At 72.5% G+C, this 15857-nt stretch carries 16 protein-coding genes; 8 read left to right on the top strand and 8 right to left on the bottom strand.

The window, feature by feature from the left end:
* Window positions 1-13: 13 nt before the first annotated feature.
* From HHX41_RS21850 to HHX41_RS21835, 4 genes are all read right to left on the bottom strand, one after another.
* On the bottom strand, window positions 14-1453 hold the full coding sequence (locus HHX41_RS21850) for a hypothetical protein (protein WP_182907483.1): 1440 nt from the start codon (window positions 1451-1453) through the stop codon (window positions 14-16).
* Between the two features lie 76 nt (window positions 1454-1529).
* A complete protein-coding gene (locus HHX41_RS41895; protein WP_182907482.1) occupies window positions 1530-2306 on the bottom strand; it encodes an SDR family oxidoreductase in 777 nt (258 codons plus the stop codon).
* 28 nt (window positions 2307-2334) lie between these two features.
* The gene (locus HHX41_RS21840; protein WP_182907481.1) at window positions 2335-3081 is read right to left on the bottom strand and encodes an SDR family NAD(P)-dependent oxidoreductase; all 747 of its coding nucleotides are present in this window, start codon (window positions 3079-3081) and stop codon (window positions 2335-2337) included.
* A gap of 49 nt (window positions 3082-3130) precedes the next feature.
* A complete protein-coding gene (locus tag HHX41_RS21835; protein WP_182907480.1) occupies window positions 3131-3760 on the bottom strand; it encodes a TetR family transcriptional regulator in 630 nt (209 codons plus the stop codon).
* Between the two features lie 156 nt (window positions 3761-3916).
* Here HHX41_RS21835 and HHX41_RS21830 point away from each other — a divergent pair, with 156 nt between their 5' ends.
* Entirely contained in the window at window positions 3917-5455 is a 1539-nt protein-coding gene (locus HHX41_RS21830) for an FAD-binding protein (protein WP_182907479.1), read from the top strand.
* Window positions 5456-5519: 64 nt separating this feature from the next.
* On the opposite strand, the gene HHX41_RS21825 is transcribed toward HHX41_RS21830, so the two are convergent.
* From HHX41_RS21825 to hsaA, 3 genes are all read right to left on the bottom strand, one after another.
* Window positions 5520-6275, bottom strand: a complete 756-nt coding sequence (locus tag HHX41_RS21825; RefSeq protein WP_182907478.1) for a maleylpyruvate isomerase family mycothiol-dependent enzyme — start codon at window positions 6273-6275, stop codon at window positions 5520-5522.
* The gene (locus tag HHX41_RS21820) at window positions 6275-6880 is read right to left on the bottom strand and encodes a TetR/AcrR family transcriptional regulator (protein WP_310742117.1); all 606 of its coding nucleotides are present in this window, start codon (window positions 6878-6880) and stop codon (window positions 6275-6277) included. The genes HHX41_RS21825 and HHX41_RS21820 overlap by 1 nt, the downstream gene beginning before the upstream one ends.
* 110 nt (window positions 6881-6990) lie before the next feature.
* Window positions 6991-8157 carry a 3-hydroxy-9,10-secoandrosta-1,3,5(10)-triene-9,17-dione monooxygenase oxygenase subunit gene (hsaA, locus tag HHX41_RS21815; RefSeq protein ID WP_182907477.1) on the bottom strand — a complete coding sequence of 389 codons (1167 nt, stop codon included), beginning with the start codon at window positions 8155-8157 and terminating at the stop codon, window positions 6991-6993.
* A gap of 172 nt (window positions 8158-8329) precedes the next feature.
* On the opposite strand from hsaA, the gene HHX41_RS21810 reads away from it, so the two are divergent.
* The 3 genes from HHX41_RS21810 to HHX41_RS21800 are packed head-to-tail and all read left to right on the top strand — an operon-like array spanning window position 8330 to window position 10544.
* Entirely contained in the window at window positions 8330-9499 is a 1170-nt protein-coding gene (locus tag HHX41_RS21810; RefSeq protein WP_182907476.1) for a Rieske 2Fe-2S domain-containing protein, read from the top strand.
* Window positions 9496-9750, top strand: coding sequence for a ferredoxin (locus tag HHX41_RS21805; protein ID WP_182907475.1), 255 nt, complete (start codon window positions 9496-9498; stop codon window positions 9748-9750). The genes HHX41_RS21810 and HHX41_RS21805 overlap by 4 nt, the downstream gene beginning before the upstream one ends.
* Window positions 9747-10544, top strand: coding sequence for an SDR family oxidoreductase (locus HHX41_RS21800; protein ID WP_182907474.1), 798 nt, complete (start codon window positions 9747-9749; stop codon window positions 10542-10544). Before HHX41_RS21805 ends, HHX41_RS21800 begins: the two co-directional genes overlap by 4 nt.
* Before the next feature lie 51 nt (window positions 10545-10595).
* Here the strand turns inward: HHX41_RS21800 and HHX41_RS21795 are convergent, their stop codons facing one another.
* The gene (locus HHX41_RS21795) at window positions 10596-11327 is read right to left on the bottom strand and encodes a TetR/AcrR family transcriptional regulator (RefSeq protein ID WP_182907473.1); all 732 of its coding nucleotides are present in this window, start codon (window positions 11325-11327) and stop codon (window positions 10596-10598) included.
* Between the two features lie 113 nt (window positions 11328-11440).
* Here HHX41_RS21795 and HHX41_RS21790 point away from each other — a divergent pair, with 113 nt between their 5' ends.
* The 4 genes from HHX41_RS21790 to HHX41_RS21775 are packed head-to-tail and all read left to right on the top strand — an operon-like array spanning window position 11441 to window position 15856.
* Window positions 11441-12031 (top strand): NADPH-dependent FMN reductase, encoded by a 591-nt coding sequence (locus HHX41_RS21790; RefSeq protein ID WP_182907472.1) that lies wholly within the window; start codon window positions 11441-11443, stop codon window positions 12029-12031.
* A 1-nt stretch (window position 12032) separates the two neighbouring features.
* Entirely contained in the window at window positions 12033-13775 is a 1743-nt protein-coding gene (locus tag HHX41_RS21785; protein WP_182907471.1) for an ABC transporter ATP-binding protein, read from the top strand.
* A complete protein-coding gene (locus HHX41_RS21780; RefSeq protein ID WP_182907470.1) occupies window positions 13772-15607 on the top strand; it encodes an ABC transporter ATP-binding protein in 1836 nt (611 codons plus the stop codon). The genes HHX41_RS21785 and HHX41_RS21780 overlap by 4 nt, the downstream gene beginning before the upstream one ends.
* A gap of 18 nt (window positions 15608-15625) precedes the next feature.
* On the top strand, window positions 15626-15856 hold the full coding sequence (locus HHX41_RS21775; protein ID WP_182907469.1) for a dihydrofolate reductase family protein: 231 nt from the start codon (window positions 15626-15628) through the stop codon (window positions 15854-15856).
* Window position 15857 lies beyond the last annotated feature (1 nt).

The following is a 15857-nucleotide window of genomic DNA, read 5'->3' as shown; positions in this document are numbered from 1 at the left end:
CGCCGTCGCCCGCTCAGCCGGGAGCCGGCGTGCGGGACCGAACCGGCCGTACGGCCGTACAGGCTGAAGCGGCGACGGCCGCGGCGAGAACGGGCAGGCCGGCGGCCAGAGCGGCGATCGACGGCCACGGCGTCGCGAAGCCCGCCCGGGGCGCCGGCTCCCACCCGGAGGAGGTCGTGACCGGCCACGCCAGGAGCAGGCCGATGAGGCAGCCGGCGGCCACACCCACCGCCGTGCCGATGGCGGCGGCCAGTCCCGCACGGCACGCGGCGGACCACCGCGGCCGTGCGTCCGGGCCGCCGGCCCGCGGTGGTACGCGTCGCGACCGGGCGCCGGGGACCCGGCCGGCCGCGACCAGCGCCCCTCCGAGTGCGACGACGACCGCCACCGCGACGACGATCCGCCAGCCGGACGGAGGTTGGTACCCCCGTTCGACGTAGGTCTGCGCCACGTCGCCGAGCCGCCGGTCCAGCCGCTGCTGCTCCATCTCCGAGGTGCTGTGGACGGAGGGGTCGACGATCAGTTCATCGGGCTCCAGGTTCTGGCCGAGATCCCGGAAGATCCGCGCCGGGAGGAAGACCTCCTTCGTCGAAGGGTCGGCCGGCCTCGCGGCGGTCGCGGGGACCTGCTTGATCACCGGCGCCGTCGTATCCTCGCCGAGGAGGTCGTACCTGATCGTCACGGAGCCGACCTCGACGTCGTCGGCCGTGACCACCACGGCCGTGTTCTCCTCATAGGGCGTCGACGGGTCTCCCGTGAGGTAGCGGAGCAGCGCGCCGTCGCCGATGACGCCCGACGTGATGACGCCGTGCCGCTCCGGCAGATCCACGTCGCCGGCGTGCAGGCTGTAGGGCCGGATCTCACGGTGACGGTAGGTCTGGACGACGGGAACGCCCGGCAGTTCGCGCCGGACGGCCGCGAGCACGGCCGGCGCGTCCGCCGCGGAGAAATAGCGCACGAGGAGGGCGCCGGACCGGGCCTCGGGTTTGTAGTCGGCCCTGTTCTGTTCCGCCGCGGCGGCGGCCACGATGATCACCGTGACCGCGAGGGCCGTGGCGACCATCGTCGTCACGAGCGCGGGAGCGGTCCGGGCACGATCACGCGCGAGGTCATGGGCCGCGAGGCGGATCGGCGGCAGCGGCCGGACGGACCATCGCCCGGCGACCCCCAGCAGCAATGCGAGGAACGGTCCCAGGCCGAGGAGGACCAGGGCGCCGCCCGTCATGGCCGCCAGCAGGATCATGGCCGACCCGAAGTCGTCGTAGTGCCCGTCCTCGTGAGTGGACCACGCGGCGAGCACCATGATCACGCAGCCGCTCACGAGGAGCGCCGATCCCCAGACCAGGGGACGCCGGCGTACGAGCGCGCCGGGGGCGGACGGGACCGACCGCGCCGCGAGCACCACCGAGCCGAGCCCGAATCCCGCGAAAAGGAACGTGAGGATCTCCGCCACGGCCGCATCGTAGTGAGCGGCCGGTGCGGGCGGTAGGAGTCGAACGGTTGCGACCGGGAAGGCCGCGCGCCGGCCGTCAGTACACGTCGGGGCCGCGCAGCGTGGCCTCGGCGCCGCCGTCCACGAAGACGATCTGCCCGGCCATGTGGGAGTTCTCCGGGCTCACCAGCCAGCGCAGCGCGCCGGCGACCACCTCGGGCTCGGCGTAGCCGTTCAGTGGCATCGGCACCGCCCGGTCCATGACCTCGCGCATCGCCTCGTCCTCGAACAGCGGCGCCGACATCGGGGTCAGCACGACGCCCGGCGCCACCGCGTTGAGCGGAATGCCGCATCCGGCCCATTCCGGCGACACCGCCCGGGCGCGCAGCCAGCGGGCCAGGGCGGACTTCGAGGAGGGGTAGAGCAGCCGGCCCTGGCCGCGCTCGACCACCCGCTCCGACAGCGCGACCGCCCGCGGTTCGTCGCCGTCGAGGCAGGCGCGGACCACTTCGGGGTCGGCCGGCTGGGTGGCGGAGATCGAGGCCACCGCGGCGGCGCGGGGCCGCTCCGCGCGGGCGAGCGCCGGACGCAGCCCCTCCAGGATCGCGGTCACGCCGAAGAAGTTGACGGTGACCGTGCCCACGGTCACCCCCGAGAGGCCGGCGCAGGCCACGACGGCGTCCAGCGCGCCGCCCGCCCGCTCCAGCACCTCGTGCACCGCGCGGGCGCGGCCTTCGGGGGCGGACAGGTCGGCGCACACCTCGGCGTCCTTCAGGTCGACGCCGATCACCTCCTCGCCTCGCTCCCGCAGCGAGGCGGCCAGCGCCCTGCCGATGCCCGAGGCCGAACCGGTCACCGCGATCGTCCGTGTCACGTCGTCACTCCTTGTCGAAGGGGGCGCGTCAGGTTCCGGAGCCGCCGTCGACCCGGAGGTTCGCACCCGTGAGATATCCGCCGTCGCAGGAGGCCGCGAACGCGATCGCGGCCGCGATCTGCTCGGGGGCGGCGCTGCCGAGCAGCGAGCGGATCCGCCCGAAGTACCGCAGGTCCGCGCCCTCGGGAAACTCGATGTCGCGCGTCAGCGGGGTCGCCACCGTGCCCGGGGAGATCGGCACCACGCGGATGCCGCGCCCCACCACCTCGGCGGCCAGGCTCAGCGAGAAGGCCAGCACGGCGCCCTTCGACGCGGCGTACGCCGTCATGTACGGGTTGCCCTGGGTGGCCGCGATCGACGCGACGTTCACGATGACGCCGGTCCGGTCGGGCAGGTGACGCAGCGCCTCCCGGCAGAACAGCGCGGTGCCGACGAGGTTGACCGAGAACAGCAGGTTCAGGTCGGCCACGGTCAGCGACTCGATCGGCGTCGTCCGCTGGATCCCCGCGACGTTGACGAGCACGTCGATGCCGCCGAACGCGGCCGCCGCCGCGTCCACGGCCGCCACCACGGCGGCCTCGTCGGTCACGTCGGCCACGTGCGGGACGTACCGGCCGGGACCTTCGATCAGCGAGCCGGTCTCCGCGAGCCCCTCGGCCGCCCGGTCCACCGCGAAGAGGTCCGCTCCCTCGGCGGCGAGCCTGACCGCGGTGGCCCGCCCGATCCCCGAGCCGGCCCCCGTGAGCAGGACCTTCACCCCGTCGAAGCGATTCATACGCGCACGCTAGCGGCGCGCGGCGAGAGCGGCCCGGGGCGCGTCCCGGTCAGCGGGAGACGGGGCCGGAGGGCGCGTTCGATCGGGGCGCCAGCAGCAGCCGGCAGGCGATCCGGATGTCGCTTTCGGTGTCGGTGACCGACGCCCGGCCGTTCAGGCTCATCTGCAGCACGCCGTACCAGCACTGCATCAGCAGCCGGATCAACGTGACGTCCATGACGGTGGGCTCGGCGATGCCGAGCGTCCGCAGGACGATCTGCCGGAACATCAGGTCGATCCGGCCCGCGTCGGCCACCGCGGCGGCGTTGGCGGAGTTCGCCGACTGCAGCATCGCGGTGGCGAGCGCGGGGCGGCGCAGCAGTTGCCTGCTGGCGAGCACGAGCACCTCGCCGACGGCGTCCTCCGGCGTCATCCCCGGCTTGGGCTGCTGGACGGTCTCGCCGAACCTGTCGATCTGCTCGGCCATCACCGCGGTGAACAGATGGGTCTTCGAGGGGAAGTACCGGTACAGCGTGGCGATCGCCACCCCGGCCTCCTTGGCCACCTCGTGCATCTGGACCCGCTCGAGCCCCTTCTCGGCGCCCATCCGGGCGGCGGCGCGCAGGATGCGCAGATGACGGGCGCGCTGCTCGGGTGAGCTCGGCTCGGCCGGCGCCCTGACCTCGGCGATCCTCGGCACGTCTCCCCCTGGTCGTTCGTGTGTCGCAACGACGATACACAGCGGAGCTCGCCCACCCGCCACTGGTCCATACCACTGAGTGGGACGAACGGGCCGGTCACGCGTCCGCTGCGCTTGCCTGTACCCACCACTATCAGCGACGACAGGAGGAGCGGCATGGCGGGCGCACCCACCCGGGCCTGGGACGACGAGTACGACGTGGTGGTGGCCGGGTCCGGCGCGGGCGCCATGACCGGCGCGCTGACGGCGGCGGCGGGCGGGCTGCGCACCGTGGTGCTGGAGAAGACGGCGCTGCTCGGCGGCACGTCCGCGTACTCGGGCGCCGCCGTCTGGCTGCCCGGCACCCAGGTGCAGCGCCGTGCCGGGATCGGCGACTCGACGGAGTCGGCCCGCGCCTACCTCACCGCTCTGCTCGGCGAGGCGGAGGCCGACCGGCGGGAGGCGTTCCTCGCGACCGCGCCCGAGGTGGCCGAGTTCCTGGAGCGCGACCCGGCGATCGAGTTCGAGTGGCGGGCCTTCCCCGACTACTTCCCCGCCCCGGGACGGCTCGACGCGGGGCGGTCGTTCGTGCCGCTGGACCTGCCCGCCGAACGGCTCGGCGACCTCGCCGCGCTGGTCCGGCCGCCGGTGGACCGCGACCGCGAGGGCCGCGGCCACGGCGAGGGCCCGCTGTCGGCCGGGCGGGCGTTGATCGGGCGGCTGCTGCTCGCCCTCGTGAACACCGGCAACGGCACCGTGCGCACCGGCACCGCCCTCACCCGGCTCGTCGTGGAGGACGGCCGGGTGACCGGCGTCGAGGCCGCCACCGCGGAGGGCACCGTACGGCTGCGCGCCCGGAAGGGCGTGCTGCTGGCGGCCGGCGGCTTCGAGGGCGACGCGACGATGCGGGCGGCCCACGGCGTCCCCGGAACGACCGAGTGGTCGATGGCCCCGGCGGGCGCGAACACCGGCGACCCGATCCGGGCCGCCGCCGCGATCGGCGCGGCCACCGGCCTGATGGACGAGGCCTGGTGGTGCCCGGGCGTGGCGCTGCCGGACGGCCGGGCCGCCTTCACGCTGGGCTTCCACGGCGGGCTCATGGTCGACGCGTCGGGCCGCCGCTTCGCCAACGAGTCGCTGCCGTACGACCGGATGGGCCGCGAGATGCTCGCCGAGCCCGGCCGCGTGCCCGCCCACCTGATCTTCGACTCCCGCTTCGGCGGGCGGCTCCCGGCGATCTCACTGCCGGGACGCCGCGCCGAGGAGCACCTGGAGGCCGGCACCTGGGTGCGTGCCGGCACCCTGGAGGAGCTGGCGGAGCTCATCGGCGTGCCGGGCGAGGCGCTGAAGCACACCGTCGAGCGGTTCAACGGCTTCGCCGCGACCGGCGTGGACGAGGACTTCCACCGCGGCGAGGACCCCTACGACCGGTTCTTCACCGCGAGGTCCGAGGCGCCGAACCCCTGCCTGGTCCCGCTGGACACCCCGCCCTACTACGCCGCCCGGGTGGTGCTCAGCGACCTCGGCACCAAGGGCGGCCTGCGCACCGACCCCGACGCGCGGGTGCTCCACGGGGATGGACGGCCGCTCCCCGGCCTGTACGCCGCGGGCAACACCAGCGCCTCGTTCTCCGGGCGCCGCTACCCCGGCCCCGGTGTCCCGATCGGCTCGGCCATGGTCTTCGCCTACCGGGCCGCCAGGGACATGGCACGTTGAAAGGACCATTGATGTCACTCCCCGACCGGCGCCCGCACATGTGGCGGCTTCGCGCCGATACGCGTCAGAAGGGCACGGGCTGGGTGAGCAGCCCGGTTCCGCCGCCCCTGCCGGAGAGGATCCGGCAGAACTCGACGGCGTCCAGGGTGATCTGCTCGCCGCCGCCGTCGCCACCGGTGAAGGTGCCTCCAGCGGGCCCTGTCAGGTGAAGCCGGAACGGCCGGCCGTGGCGCCGTGCCCACTCGGCGGCCACGTCCGCCACGATGCGGCCGTCGTGATCGGCCGTGAGCACGAGGGAGCGGCCCGCCGCCCTGGCGATGTCGACACGGTGCATCCACGTGTCACGGGTGTAGACGACGTCGTACAGGTAGCCCAGCGTCCAGGTCTCCGTCACGCCCCCGACGTCTTGCCTGAGCGGCATCCGGCGCAGCGGCGCCGGCAGCCCGCGCCGGGCGCGAGCGGCGCGGGGCGCCATGGCGGTGAGCCGTTCGACGAGCTGGGACGTGCTCAGATGGGCGCGCTCGGCGACCTGCACCTCGGTGATGCCGTCGATGAGGGGACGGTCGCCCGCCGCCCTGCCGCCCGCTCGGACCTGGTGGACGAACTCACGCAGGGAGACAGGGGACTCCATCGCACCCAGCACGTGCGCGACCACGGCCCGCACGTCCCAGGCCGGGCAGTCGGTCTGTAGGGCCCAGTCGTCGCCCTCCAGCGATCGGACGAGGTCGACGAAACGCTCGTTCTCGGCCTCGGCCAGCATGGCGGCCTGTGAGCGGCCGAGTGATCGTACGGACTCGATCGCCGTCGCGGTGTCGGGCATCAGCGGACCTTCCTGTGCGTTCGGCTGCGCATGTGGGCGAGAAACATCTCCATGGCCTCGTCGACCAGCTTGAGCCAGCGGTCTCCACCCGGGTCGTTGGAGATCTGCTGGTCGACCAGGCCCGTGGTGAGCGCGGTGAGCATGTCGAGCGCTTCGGGGGCGGTTATGCCGATCTTCACCAGCCCCGCCCGCAACGACTCCAGTGCCTGAACCGCCAGGGCGTAGGACTCGGCGGACGGTTCGAACCCCGGAACCGTCCGCTGGAACATCAGCTGGTAGCGAGCCGGGTCCTCAACGCAGAAGTCGATGAAGATCCACGCGCCGGTGGTCAGATCGCGCAAGGGGTCGCCGGTGAGATCGAGCCGCGACACCCGCCCGAGGAACTCCCGGCAGCCCTGGGCGTACATGGCGTCGTAGACGGCGTGCTTGGACGCGAAATAGGAGTACACCGACGGCGGGCGCATCCCGACCTTGCGCGCCACATCCCGCAGCGTCAGTCCGGCCAGGCCGCCGGCACGGGCGATCTCCCACGCCGCGTCGAGGATCTCGGCCTTCGTTCGCTCATGCCGTTCAGATCTTCTATCCCGAATCGGTTCTCCTAACACGATTAGGACTATCACACGGCGTTAGGAGACCGTCAACACCCCGTCTGCGAAGGACGCGCACGAAGAAGAAGCCCGGGCGCGGCGTGCGCCCGGGCTCCCGCGTCGCGGCGTCAGATCAGGTTGTCCTCGACGGCCAGGCCGAACTCGCCCTTGCCGTACATCGCGAGGGCCCGCTCGACGTCGTTGGCCACGTGGACGCTGCCCGCGTGGGCGTCGCGCCAGGCCCGCTCGATCGGGTTGCCCCGGCTGAGGGAGTTGCCCCCGGCGGTCTTGAACAGGATGTCGATCTCCTCCAGCGCCCGCTCGGTGGCGCGCACCTGGTCCCGCCGCACCCGCAGCCGCAGCTCGACCGGGATCGTCTCGCCCCGCACCGCGTGCTCGTACACCTCCCGCACGTTGCGGTCGGTCTGCAGGATCGCCGCGTCGATCTCCGACGCCGCCCGGGCGACCGCCACCTGCGCGAACTGGTCCTCGGCGAACCGGCCGCCGCCCAGGCTGAGCCGTACGCGGTCGCGCATCGCGGTCACGTACGACCGGTAGCAGCCGGCCGCCATCCCGATGACCGGGGCGGTGATCGTGGTGGTGAACACGGTGCCGAACGGGATGCGGTAGAGCGGACCCGGGTTCACCTTCTGGCCGGGGCCGCGCAGCTGCGCCATCTCGTAGTTGCGCATCACGCGGTGCGCGGGCACGAAGGCGTCCTCGACGACGATGTCGTTGCTGCCCGTGCCGCGCAGCCCGATGACGTCCCACACGTCCGCGATCAGATAGTCGGAGCGGGGCACCAGCACGGTCATGAAGTCCACCGGCTTGCCCTGGTCGCCGAGGACCAGGCCGCCCACCATCGCCCAGGACGCGTGCTCACAGCCGGAGGAGAACCGCCACCGGCCGGACAGCCGGTAGCCGCCCTCGGCGGGGACGAGCCGCCCGACCGGCGCGTACGACGAGGAGATCAGCGCGTCCTGGTCGCTCCCCCACACCTCGTCCTGGGCGGCCTCGTCGAACAGGGCCAGCTGCCAGGGGTGCACGCCGAGGACGGAGACGGTCCAGCCGGTGGACCCGCACACCGCCGAGATCTCCCTGACCACCTCGTAGAAGCTCACCGGGTCGCTCTCCGCGCCGCCGTACCTCTTGGGCTGCAGCATGCGGAAGACCCCTGCCTGGACCAGCTCCCTGATCGACTCGGCGGGGACCCGGCGGTCCTCGTCGGTGGACCGGGCCCGTTCGGCGATCTTCGGCAACAGCGTGCGAACCGCGTCCAGGACCTCGTTGCTCATGTGGGAGTTCTCCGTGTCGCGCTCGTCGGTCAGATGCCGTCCATGATGGTGCGCGGCGCCGATGAACGCATGTCAGGACCATCCCGGCCAATGGGACTCACCCGTCCGTGGACCCCCGCACCTCCTACCTTGACGGACTGAGAGAACGTGCGTCCTGAAGGGTCGGATCAAGGTGACTGCAGTAGAAGCCGGGAACGACGACATCCGCAGAATCGAGGCGGAGGCGGTGCCCACCCGGTTCGCCCGGGGCTGGCACTGCCTGGGCCTGTCGGAGAAGTTCAAGGACGGCAAGCCGCACACGGTCAAGGCCTTCGGCCAGAAGCTCGTGGTCTTCCAGAGCGGCGACGGCAAGCTCAACGTGCTCGACGCCTACTGCCGGCACATGGGCGGGGACCTGTCGCAGGGCGAGATCAAGGGCGACGAGATCGCCTGCCCGTTCCACGACTGGCGCTGGGGCGGCGACGGCCGCTGCAAGAAGATCCCCTACTCGCGCCGCGTCCCGCTGCGCGCCCGCACCGCCTCCTGGGTCACCATGGACCAGGACGGCCTGCTGTTCGTGTGGAACGACCCGGAGGGCAACCCGCCGCCGCCGGAGGTCACGATCCCCCGGATGGAAGGCGCGACCCGCGACGACTGGACCGACTGGGTCTGGACCGAGACCGTCGTGCACACCAACTGCCGCGAGGTCGTGGACAACGTCGTCGACATGGCGCACTTCTTCTACGTCCACTACTCGTTCCCGACGTACTTCAAGAACATCTTCGAGGGCCACGTCGCCACGCAGATCATGAAGGGCACCGGCCGGCAGGACACCCGCCCGCCCGCGAAGGACGGCGAGCCGAAGCTGCTCGGCAACGACTCGGTGGCGTCGTACCACGGGCCGTCGTTCATGATCGACGAGTTGACCTACCACTACGACACGATGGACATCAACTCGGTCCTGATCAACGCCCACTACCCGATCGACGCGAACTCGTTCGTGCTGCACTCGGGGATCATCGTGCAGCGCACCGACACGCTGCCCGGGCCCGCGGCCGACGAGATGGCCAGGAAGATGAGCTCCTTCATCCTCAAGGGCTTCGACCAGGACGTGCAGATCTGGAAGAACAAGGCCCGCATCGACAACCCGCTGCTGTGCGAGGAGGACGGGCCGGTCTACCAGCTGCGCCGCTGGTACGAGCAGTTCTACGTGGACGTCGCCGACGTCAGGCCGGAGATGGTGGAGCGCTTCGAGTTCGAGCTCGACACCACCCGCCCGGTCGAGGCGTGGAAGAGGGAGGTCGAGGAGAACCTCGCCCGTAAGGCCGCGGAGCTGTCGGCGAGCACGGGCCGGCCCGCATGACGATCCGCCCCGACGACCGGCTGCTCGACGCGCCCATGCAGCCGCTTACCTGCCGCCGGTGCGGCGCCGGGGTCCAGGTGCGCAAGGCGAGCTGGCACCAGACCAGCGTCCAGTGGAACGCCGACGCGACCGGGACCTGCCAGGAGCGCCGCACCGCCGGTGCGGGAGTCTTCGCCGGCTGCGCGGCGCTGCGGGACTCCATCGTCCAGGCCGCGCTCGACGGCGAGATCGCCGTACCGGAGGAATCGTGATCGACAAGGACGTGTACGGCCCCTGGGCCGTCGTCGCGGGCGGCTCCGAGGGAGTGGGCGCGTCGTTCGCCCACCAGCTCGCCGACGCCGGGCTCAACCTCGTGCTCGTCGCCCGCAAGCCCGGCCCGCTGGCCGAGACGGCCGAGCAGGTCAGGGCCAAGGGCGTCGAGGTGCGCACGCTGGAGCTCGACCTGACCGACCCGGGCGCGCTCAAGACCGTCCGCGCGGCGACCGACGACGTCGAGGTGGGCCTGCTGATCTTCAACGCGGGCGCCAACAGCTACGGTCACGAGTTCGTGACCGGCGACCTCGACCGGGTGCACGGGGTCATCGACCTCAACATCACCGCCCAGCTCGCGCTCGCCCACCACTTCGGCGCGCTGATGCGCGAGCGCCGCCGCGGCGGGATCATCCTGGTCGGCTCGCTCGCCGGGTACATGGGCCAGGCGCAGATCAGCGTCTACTCCGCGGTCAAGGCGTTCAGCCGCGTCTTCGCGGAAGGGCTGTGGCTGGAGCTGGGCGAGCACGGCGTGCACGTCCTCGAACTCGTCCTCGGCGTGACCCGCACTCCGGCGATGGAGCGGGCGGGGCTGCGGATGGACCTGCCCGGGCTCAACGTGGCCGAGCCCGGCGACGTGGCCCGCGAGGGCCTGGAGCACCTCGCCGACGGCCCGGTCTGGATCGCCGGCGGCAACGAGGAGACGGCCCGCAAGCGGAGCGGCTTCCCCCGGGCCGAGATGGTCCGCAGGGCCCACGAGGCGACCAGGCGGATGATTCCCCCGCCCAGTTCCTGAACCTCGCCGGCACGACAGGCGGCACCCATCCGGGTGGCCGCCTGTCGTCTTTCATATCGTCAGCCGGGCGGCGACGCCGTCGAGCACGGACTCCAGGCCCAGCTCGAACTGCCAGTCGTCGTCGTCCTTCCTGACGCCCTCGCGGATGTAGCGCTCGAACGCGGGATAGCGGCCCGACTCCAGCAGCCACTTCATCCGGGACGAGTAGATGGTGCGCAGGTCGTCCATCTTCTCGGCGCCCTCCTTGCGCATCAGCCGGGCCATCCTGATCCGGGCGGTGGTCGCCCCGGTGACGAACGCCGTGACCGTGCCGATGACGGTCATCGCCGTGTCGGCGTCGAGGCCGAGGCCGTCGAGCGACGCGAGCAGCCGGTCGGTGCGCGCGACGAAGTTGGGTGTCAGCGGCCCGGCCTGGGCCGTGGTCTCCACCAGCCAGGGATGGCGCAGCATGAGGGCGCGCAGCCGCAGGGCGGACACCCGCAGGACCTCCCGCCAGTCGCGCCCCTCCGCGGCCCGCGCCTCCTCGGCGTAGACCGCGTCCACCATCAGCTCGATCACGTCGTCCTTGCCGCGCACGTAGCGGTAGAGGCCCATGGTGGCGACGCCGAGCCGCTCGGCCAGCCGGCGCATCGAGACCGCGTCCAGCCCCTCGGCGTCCGCGATCTCCACGGCGGCCGCGGCGATCTGCGCGTGGGTCAGCGCCGCGCGGGGCGGCCGGGCGGGGCGCTCCATCCGCTGCCAGATGGACTCCTGCGCGCCGTCGTCCGCTCTCTTCCCGGCCATCGTCGTGCTCCTCCCGGTTCGGTGTGTACATCGTACTTGGACTTGTACGCCGTACGCACTTGAGCGTACGGTGTACTCGTTGCGTACGACGTACACACCTCAAGGAGGAAACCATGTCCGGGAACAACCGGCTCAACGTGGCGATGATCATCGGCAGCGTCCGGGACGGGAGGGTGGCGCCGCTCGCCGCCAACTGGTTCGCCGGCCAGGCGGAACGGCGCGACGACGTCGCGCTCGACGTGATCGACCTGGCCGAGACCCGGCTCCCGGACGGGCTGCGCGGGCACTTCGGCGGCGAGAAGCCGGAAGAGGTCGCCGGGCTCCGGCCCCGGGTGGAGGCCGCGGACGCCTTCGTCGTCGTGACCCCGGAGTACAACCGCAGCTTTCCCGCCGCGCTCAAGCTGATGATCGACAGCTACCACCGGGAGTGGGCGGCCAAGCCCGTCGGGTTCGTCTGCTACGGCGGAATGTCCAGCGGCCTGCGGGCCGTCGAGCAGCTCAGGCTCGTCTTCGCCGAGCTGCACGCCGTGACGATCCGCGACTCCGTCGCCTTCCAGAGCCCCTGGACGCTGTTCGACGCGGAGGGGAACTGGCCGAAGGACCCCGCGGGCCCCGAGGGCGCCGCCAAGGTCATGCTCGACGAGCTCGTCTGGTTCGGGCGGGCCCTGCGCGAGGCGCGGGCGGCCCGGCCGTACGGGGGCTGAGATGGGCTCCCTGCTCCGCTCCGTTCTGCGGCCCCGTCGCGGCGCCGTCGCCCTGATCGGCGTGCTCCAGATCGCGCAGGCACTCGCCGCCCTCCTGCTGCCCACGATCAACGCCACGCTCATCGACGACGGCGTGCTGCGCGGCGACACCGGGCTGATCCTGCGTCTGGGCGGCCTCATGGCGGCCGGGACGCTGGCACAGGTCCTGTGCTCGGCCGTGGTGGGCGCCCTCGCCGCCAGGACCGCCGCCGCCGTCGGCCAGGACCTCCGCGCGGCCGTCTACGCGAAGGTCCAGTCGTTCTCCTCCCGGGAGATGGGCCGGTTCGGCGTGCCGTCCCTGATCACCCGCACCGTCGGCGACGTGCAGCAGGTGCAGACGCTGGTCTTCATGGGACTGACCGGCCTGGCCGCCACGCCCATGATCTTCCTCGGCGGGGTGGTCATGGCGCTGCGGCAGGACCTGCGCCTGTCCACCCTGCTGCTGGTCGCGCTGCCCGCGCTGTCGGCCGTCCTGTGGGCGATCCTGCGCCGGCTCACCCCGCTGTCACAGGCGGCGCAGCGTGGCGTCGACCAGGTCAACCGGCTGGTGCGCGAGCAGATCGCCGGGGTCCGGGTCGTCCGGGCCTTCGCCGCCGAGGACCGCGAACGCGCGAGGTTCGCCGAGGCCAACGGCGCGCTGACGGGCTTCGCCGTACGCGCCGCACGGCTGGCGGCCGTGATGTATCCCGCCGGGATGCTGATCGGCAACCTGTGCGGCGTGGCGGTGGTCTGGTTCGGCGGGCACCTCGTCGACGACGGCGTCACCCAGGTGGGCTCGCTGGTGGCGTTCCTCAACTACCTGGCCGTGATCCTGGGATCCGCCCTGCTCGCGACCTTCACCGTCCTGGCCGCGCCGCGCGCCCGGGTCTCCGCCCTGCGGGTGCGCGAGGTGCTGCAGACCGGGACGGAACCGCTCGCGTCCCCGGCCGGCACCGATCGGACCCGGCGGGGCCGGATTTGGCAGGGCGAGGTGGAGGTCCGCGACGCGCACATGCGCTATCCGGGAGCCGAAGATCCGGTGCTGCGGGGCGTGAACCTCCTCGTCCGCCCCGGCGAGACCGTCGCGGTCGTCGGCTCCACCGGCGCGGGCAAGACGACCCTGCTGAACCTCGTGGCCCGGCTGCTCGGCCCGACCGGCGGGCAGGTGCTCCCGGACGGGACGGACCTCGCGTCGCTGCCCCCGGAGGAACCGGCCGGCGTCGTCGGCCTGGTGCCGCAGCGGCCGTACCTGTTCTCCGGGACCATCGCCGCCAACCTCAGGTACGGCAGGCCCGAGGCGACCGACGCCGAGCTGTGGCACGCGCTGGAGGTCGCGCAGGCGCGCGACTTCGTCGAGGCGCTGCCGGAGGGCCTGGAGACGCCGCTCGGGCAGGGGGGCGCGTCGCTGTCCGGCGGCCAGCGGCAGCGTTTGACGGTGGCGCGGGCCCTGGTCGCCCGGCCCCGGGTCCTGCTGCTCGACGACCCGTTCTCCGCGCTCGACCCGATCACCGAGCGGGCGCTCGCCGACGCGCTGGCGCGGGAGACCCGCGACGTCGCCGTCGTCCTGGTCGCCCAGCGAATCTCCTCGACCCGGCACGCCGACCGGCTGGTGGTGCTCGACGAGGGCCGCGTCGCCGGGTCCGGAACCCACGAGGAGCTGCTGGCCTCGTGCCCCGCCTACCGCGAGATCGTGTTCTCCCAGACAGGCCAGGAGGTGGCCGCATGACAGCCCGGAAGCGAAGCGCCGTACGGCGTCTGCTGGAGACGGCCCGGCCGGAACTCCCGCTCGCCGTGGCCGCCCTGGCCTGCGCGGCAGCGGCCGTGGCCCTGACCGTGGCGGTCCCCCGGCTGCTCGGCGCGGCCACCGACCTGGTGCTGTCCGCCGTGTCCGGGCACCGCCGGGTGGACTTCGCCGCGACCGGCCGGGTCCTGCTGGGCGCCCTCACCTGCTACCTGGCCGCGTTCGGTCTCTCCTTCGTCCAGCAGCGGACGACCGCGACCATCGCGCAGCGGCTGGTCTTCCGGCTGCGGGAGCGGACCCAGGCCAAGCTCGCGCGGCTGCCGCTGGCCTACTTCGACGGGCGGCAGCGGGGCGACGTGCTCTCCCGTGCCACCAACGACGTCGACAACATCGGGCAGACGCTGCAGCAGGTACTCGGCGTGGCGGTCACCGCGCTGCTCACGCTCGTCGGCGTGCTGGTGATGATGGTGTGGACCTCGCCGCTGCTCGCCCTGGTCTCGGTCGTCATGGTGCCGCTGTCCGTCGTGGCGGCCAGGGTGGTCGGCAGGCGGGCGCAGCCGAGGTTCGCCGAGCAGTTCGCCGCCACGGGCAGGCTGGGCGCCCACATCGAGGAGACCTACACCGGGCACGCCCTGGTCAGGGTCTTCGGCCGGCGGCGCGAGGCCGTACGGGAGTTCGGCGAGCACAACGACGCGGTGTTCCGCGCGGGGTTCCGGGCGCAGCTGCTGTCCAGCCTGATCGGCCCGTCGATGTCGCTCGTCATGAACCTCAACTACGTGCTCGTCGCCGTGATCGGCGGCCTGCGGGTGGCGGCCGGCGCGCTGTCGGTCGGCGACGTGCAGGCGTTCATCCAGTACTGCCTGCAGTTCGGGCAGCCGGTGAACCAGGTCACGTCGATGTCCACCCTTCTGCAGTCGGTGCTCGCCTCGGCCGGGCGGATCTTCGAGCTGCTCGACGAGGACGAGGAGGAGCCCGTCGCCGACCCCGTCCGCCTTCCGGCCACGGCCACCGGGCGAGTGACGTTCGAGAACGTCTCGTTCCGGTATGCGCCGGATCGTCCCCTCATCGAGGACCTGTCCCTCGTCGCGGAGCCGGGGCAGACCGTCGCGATCGTCGGCCCGACCGGCGCGGGCAAGACCACGCTGATCAACCTGCTCATGCGCTTCTACGACGTCACGGGCGGGCGGATCACCGTCGACGGGGTGGACGTCGCCCGGGTGTCCAGACAGGAGCTGCGCGCCAGGATCGGCATGGTGCTGCAGGACACCTGGCTGCGCCACGGCACGATCGCCGACAACATCGCGTACGGCGCCGGCGACGTGCCGCGCGAGCGGATCGTCGAGGTGGCCAGGGCCACCGGCGTCGACCACCTCGTGCGCACGCTGCCCGACGGGTACGACACGGTGGTCGACGACGACGGCGAGAGCCTCAGCACGGGCGAGCGGCAGCTCGTCACGATCGCCCGCGCGTTCCTGGCCGATCCCCCGATCCTGGTGCTCGACGAGGCCACCAGCGCGCTCGACACCCGCACCGAGGCGCTCGTGCAACGGGCCATGACCTCGCTGCGGGCCGGGCGCACGGGATTCGTCATCGCCCACCGGCTGTCGACCATCAGGAACGCCGACCTGATCCTCGTGCTGGACGAGGGGCGGATCGTGGAGCAGGGCACGCACGACGAACTGCTGGCGGCGGGCGGCGCCTACGCCCGGCTGTACCGTGCTCAACTCTCCGGGGCTCAACTCTCCGGGGCTCAACTCTCCGGGGCTCAACTCTCCGGGACACGGCCGGCGGCGCCGGACCCGGTGGCGGCGAGCTGACGGGCACGCGGCGGCCTCGTGCAGCGGCTGAAGAAGGAGGAGGGCGGCGACATCTGGCTCTGCGGCGGCGGACAGCTCGCGGGCGCGCTGCTCCCGGAGATCGACGAACTGATCGTCAAGAGCTACCCGGTCGTGGCCGGCGACGGGATCTCCGCGTTCACCGGAACCTTCCGCCCCACCCTGTTCACCCCGGCCCGCAGCCGCTCCTTCGGCAACGGCGCCACCGTCACCTGGTACGACCGGACGTGAC

It is taken from the genome of Microbispora sp. H13382 (assembly GCF_014161445.1).
Lineage (GTDB): Bacteria > Actinomycetota > Actinomycetes > Streptosporangiales > Streptosporangiaceae > Microbispora.
This window is presented reverse-complemented; position numbering and strand designations above follow the sequence as displayed.

What these genes read in the sequence shown, in the direction of transcription:
- HHX41_RS21780 (WP_182907470.1), top strand. Translation starts at nt 13,772, where the DNA reads ATGACAGCCCGGAAGCGAAGCGCCGTACGGCGTCTGCTGGAGACGGCC.
- HHX41_RS21830 (WP_182907479.1), top strand. Translation starts at nt 3,917, where the DNA reads ATGGCGGGCGCACCCACCCGGGCCTGGGACGACGAGTACGACGTGGTG.
- HHX41_RS21825 (WP_182907478.1), bottom strand. Translation starts at nt 6,275, where the DNA reads ATGCCCGACACCGCGACGGCGATCGAGTCCGTACGATCACTCGGCCGC.
- HHX41_RS21790 (WP_182907472.1), top strand. Translation starts at nt 11,441, where the DNA reads ATGTCCGGGAACAACCGGCTCAACGTGGCGATGATCATCGGCAGCGTC.
- hsaA (WP_182907477.1), bottom strand. Translation starts at nt 8,157, where the DNA reads ATGAGCAACGAGGTCCTGGACGCGGTTCGCACGCTGTTGCCGAAGATC.
- HHX41_RS21785 (WP_182907471.1), top strand. Translation starts at nt 12,033, where the DNA reads ATGGGCTCCCTGCTCCGCTCCGTTCTGCGGCCCCGTCGCGGCGCCGTC.
- HHX41_RS21840 (WP_182907481.1), bottom strand. Translation starts at nt 3,081, where the DNA reads ATGAATCGCTTCGACGGGGTGAAGGTCCTGCTCACGGGGGCCGGCTCG.
- HHX41_RS21805 (WP_182907475.1), top strand. Translation starts at nt 9,496, where the DNA reads ATGACGATCCGCCCCGACGACCGGCTGCTCGACGCGCCCATGCAGCCG.
- HHX41_RS21795 (WP_182907473.1), bottom strand. Translation starts at nt 11,327, where the DNA reads ATGGCCGGGAAGAGAGCGGACGACGGCGCGCAGGAGTCCATCTGGCAG.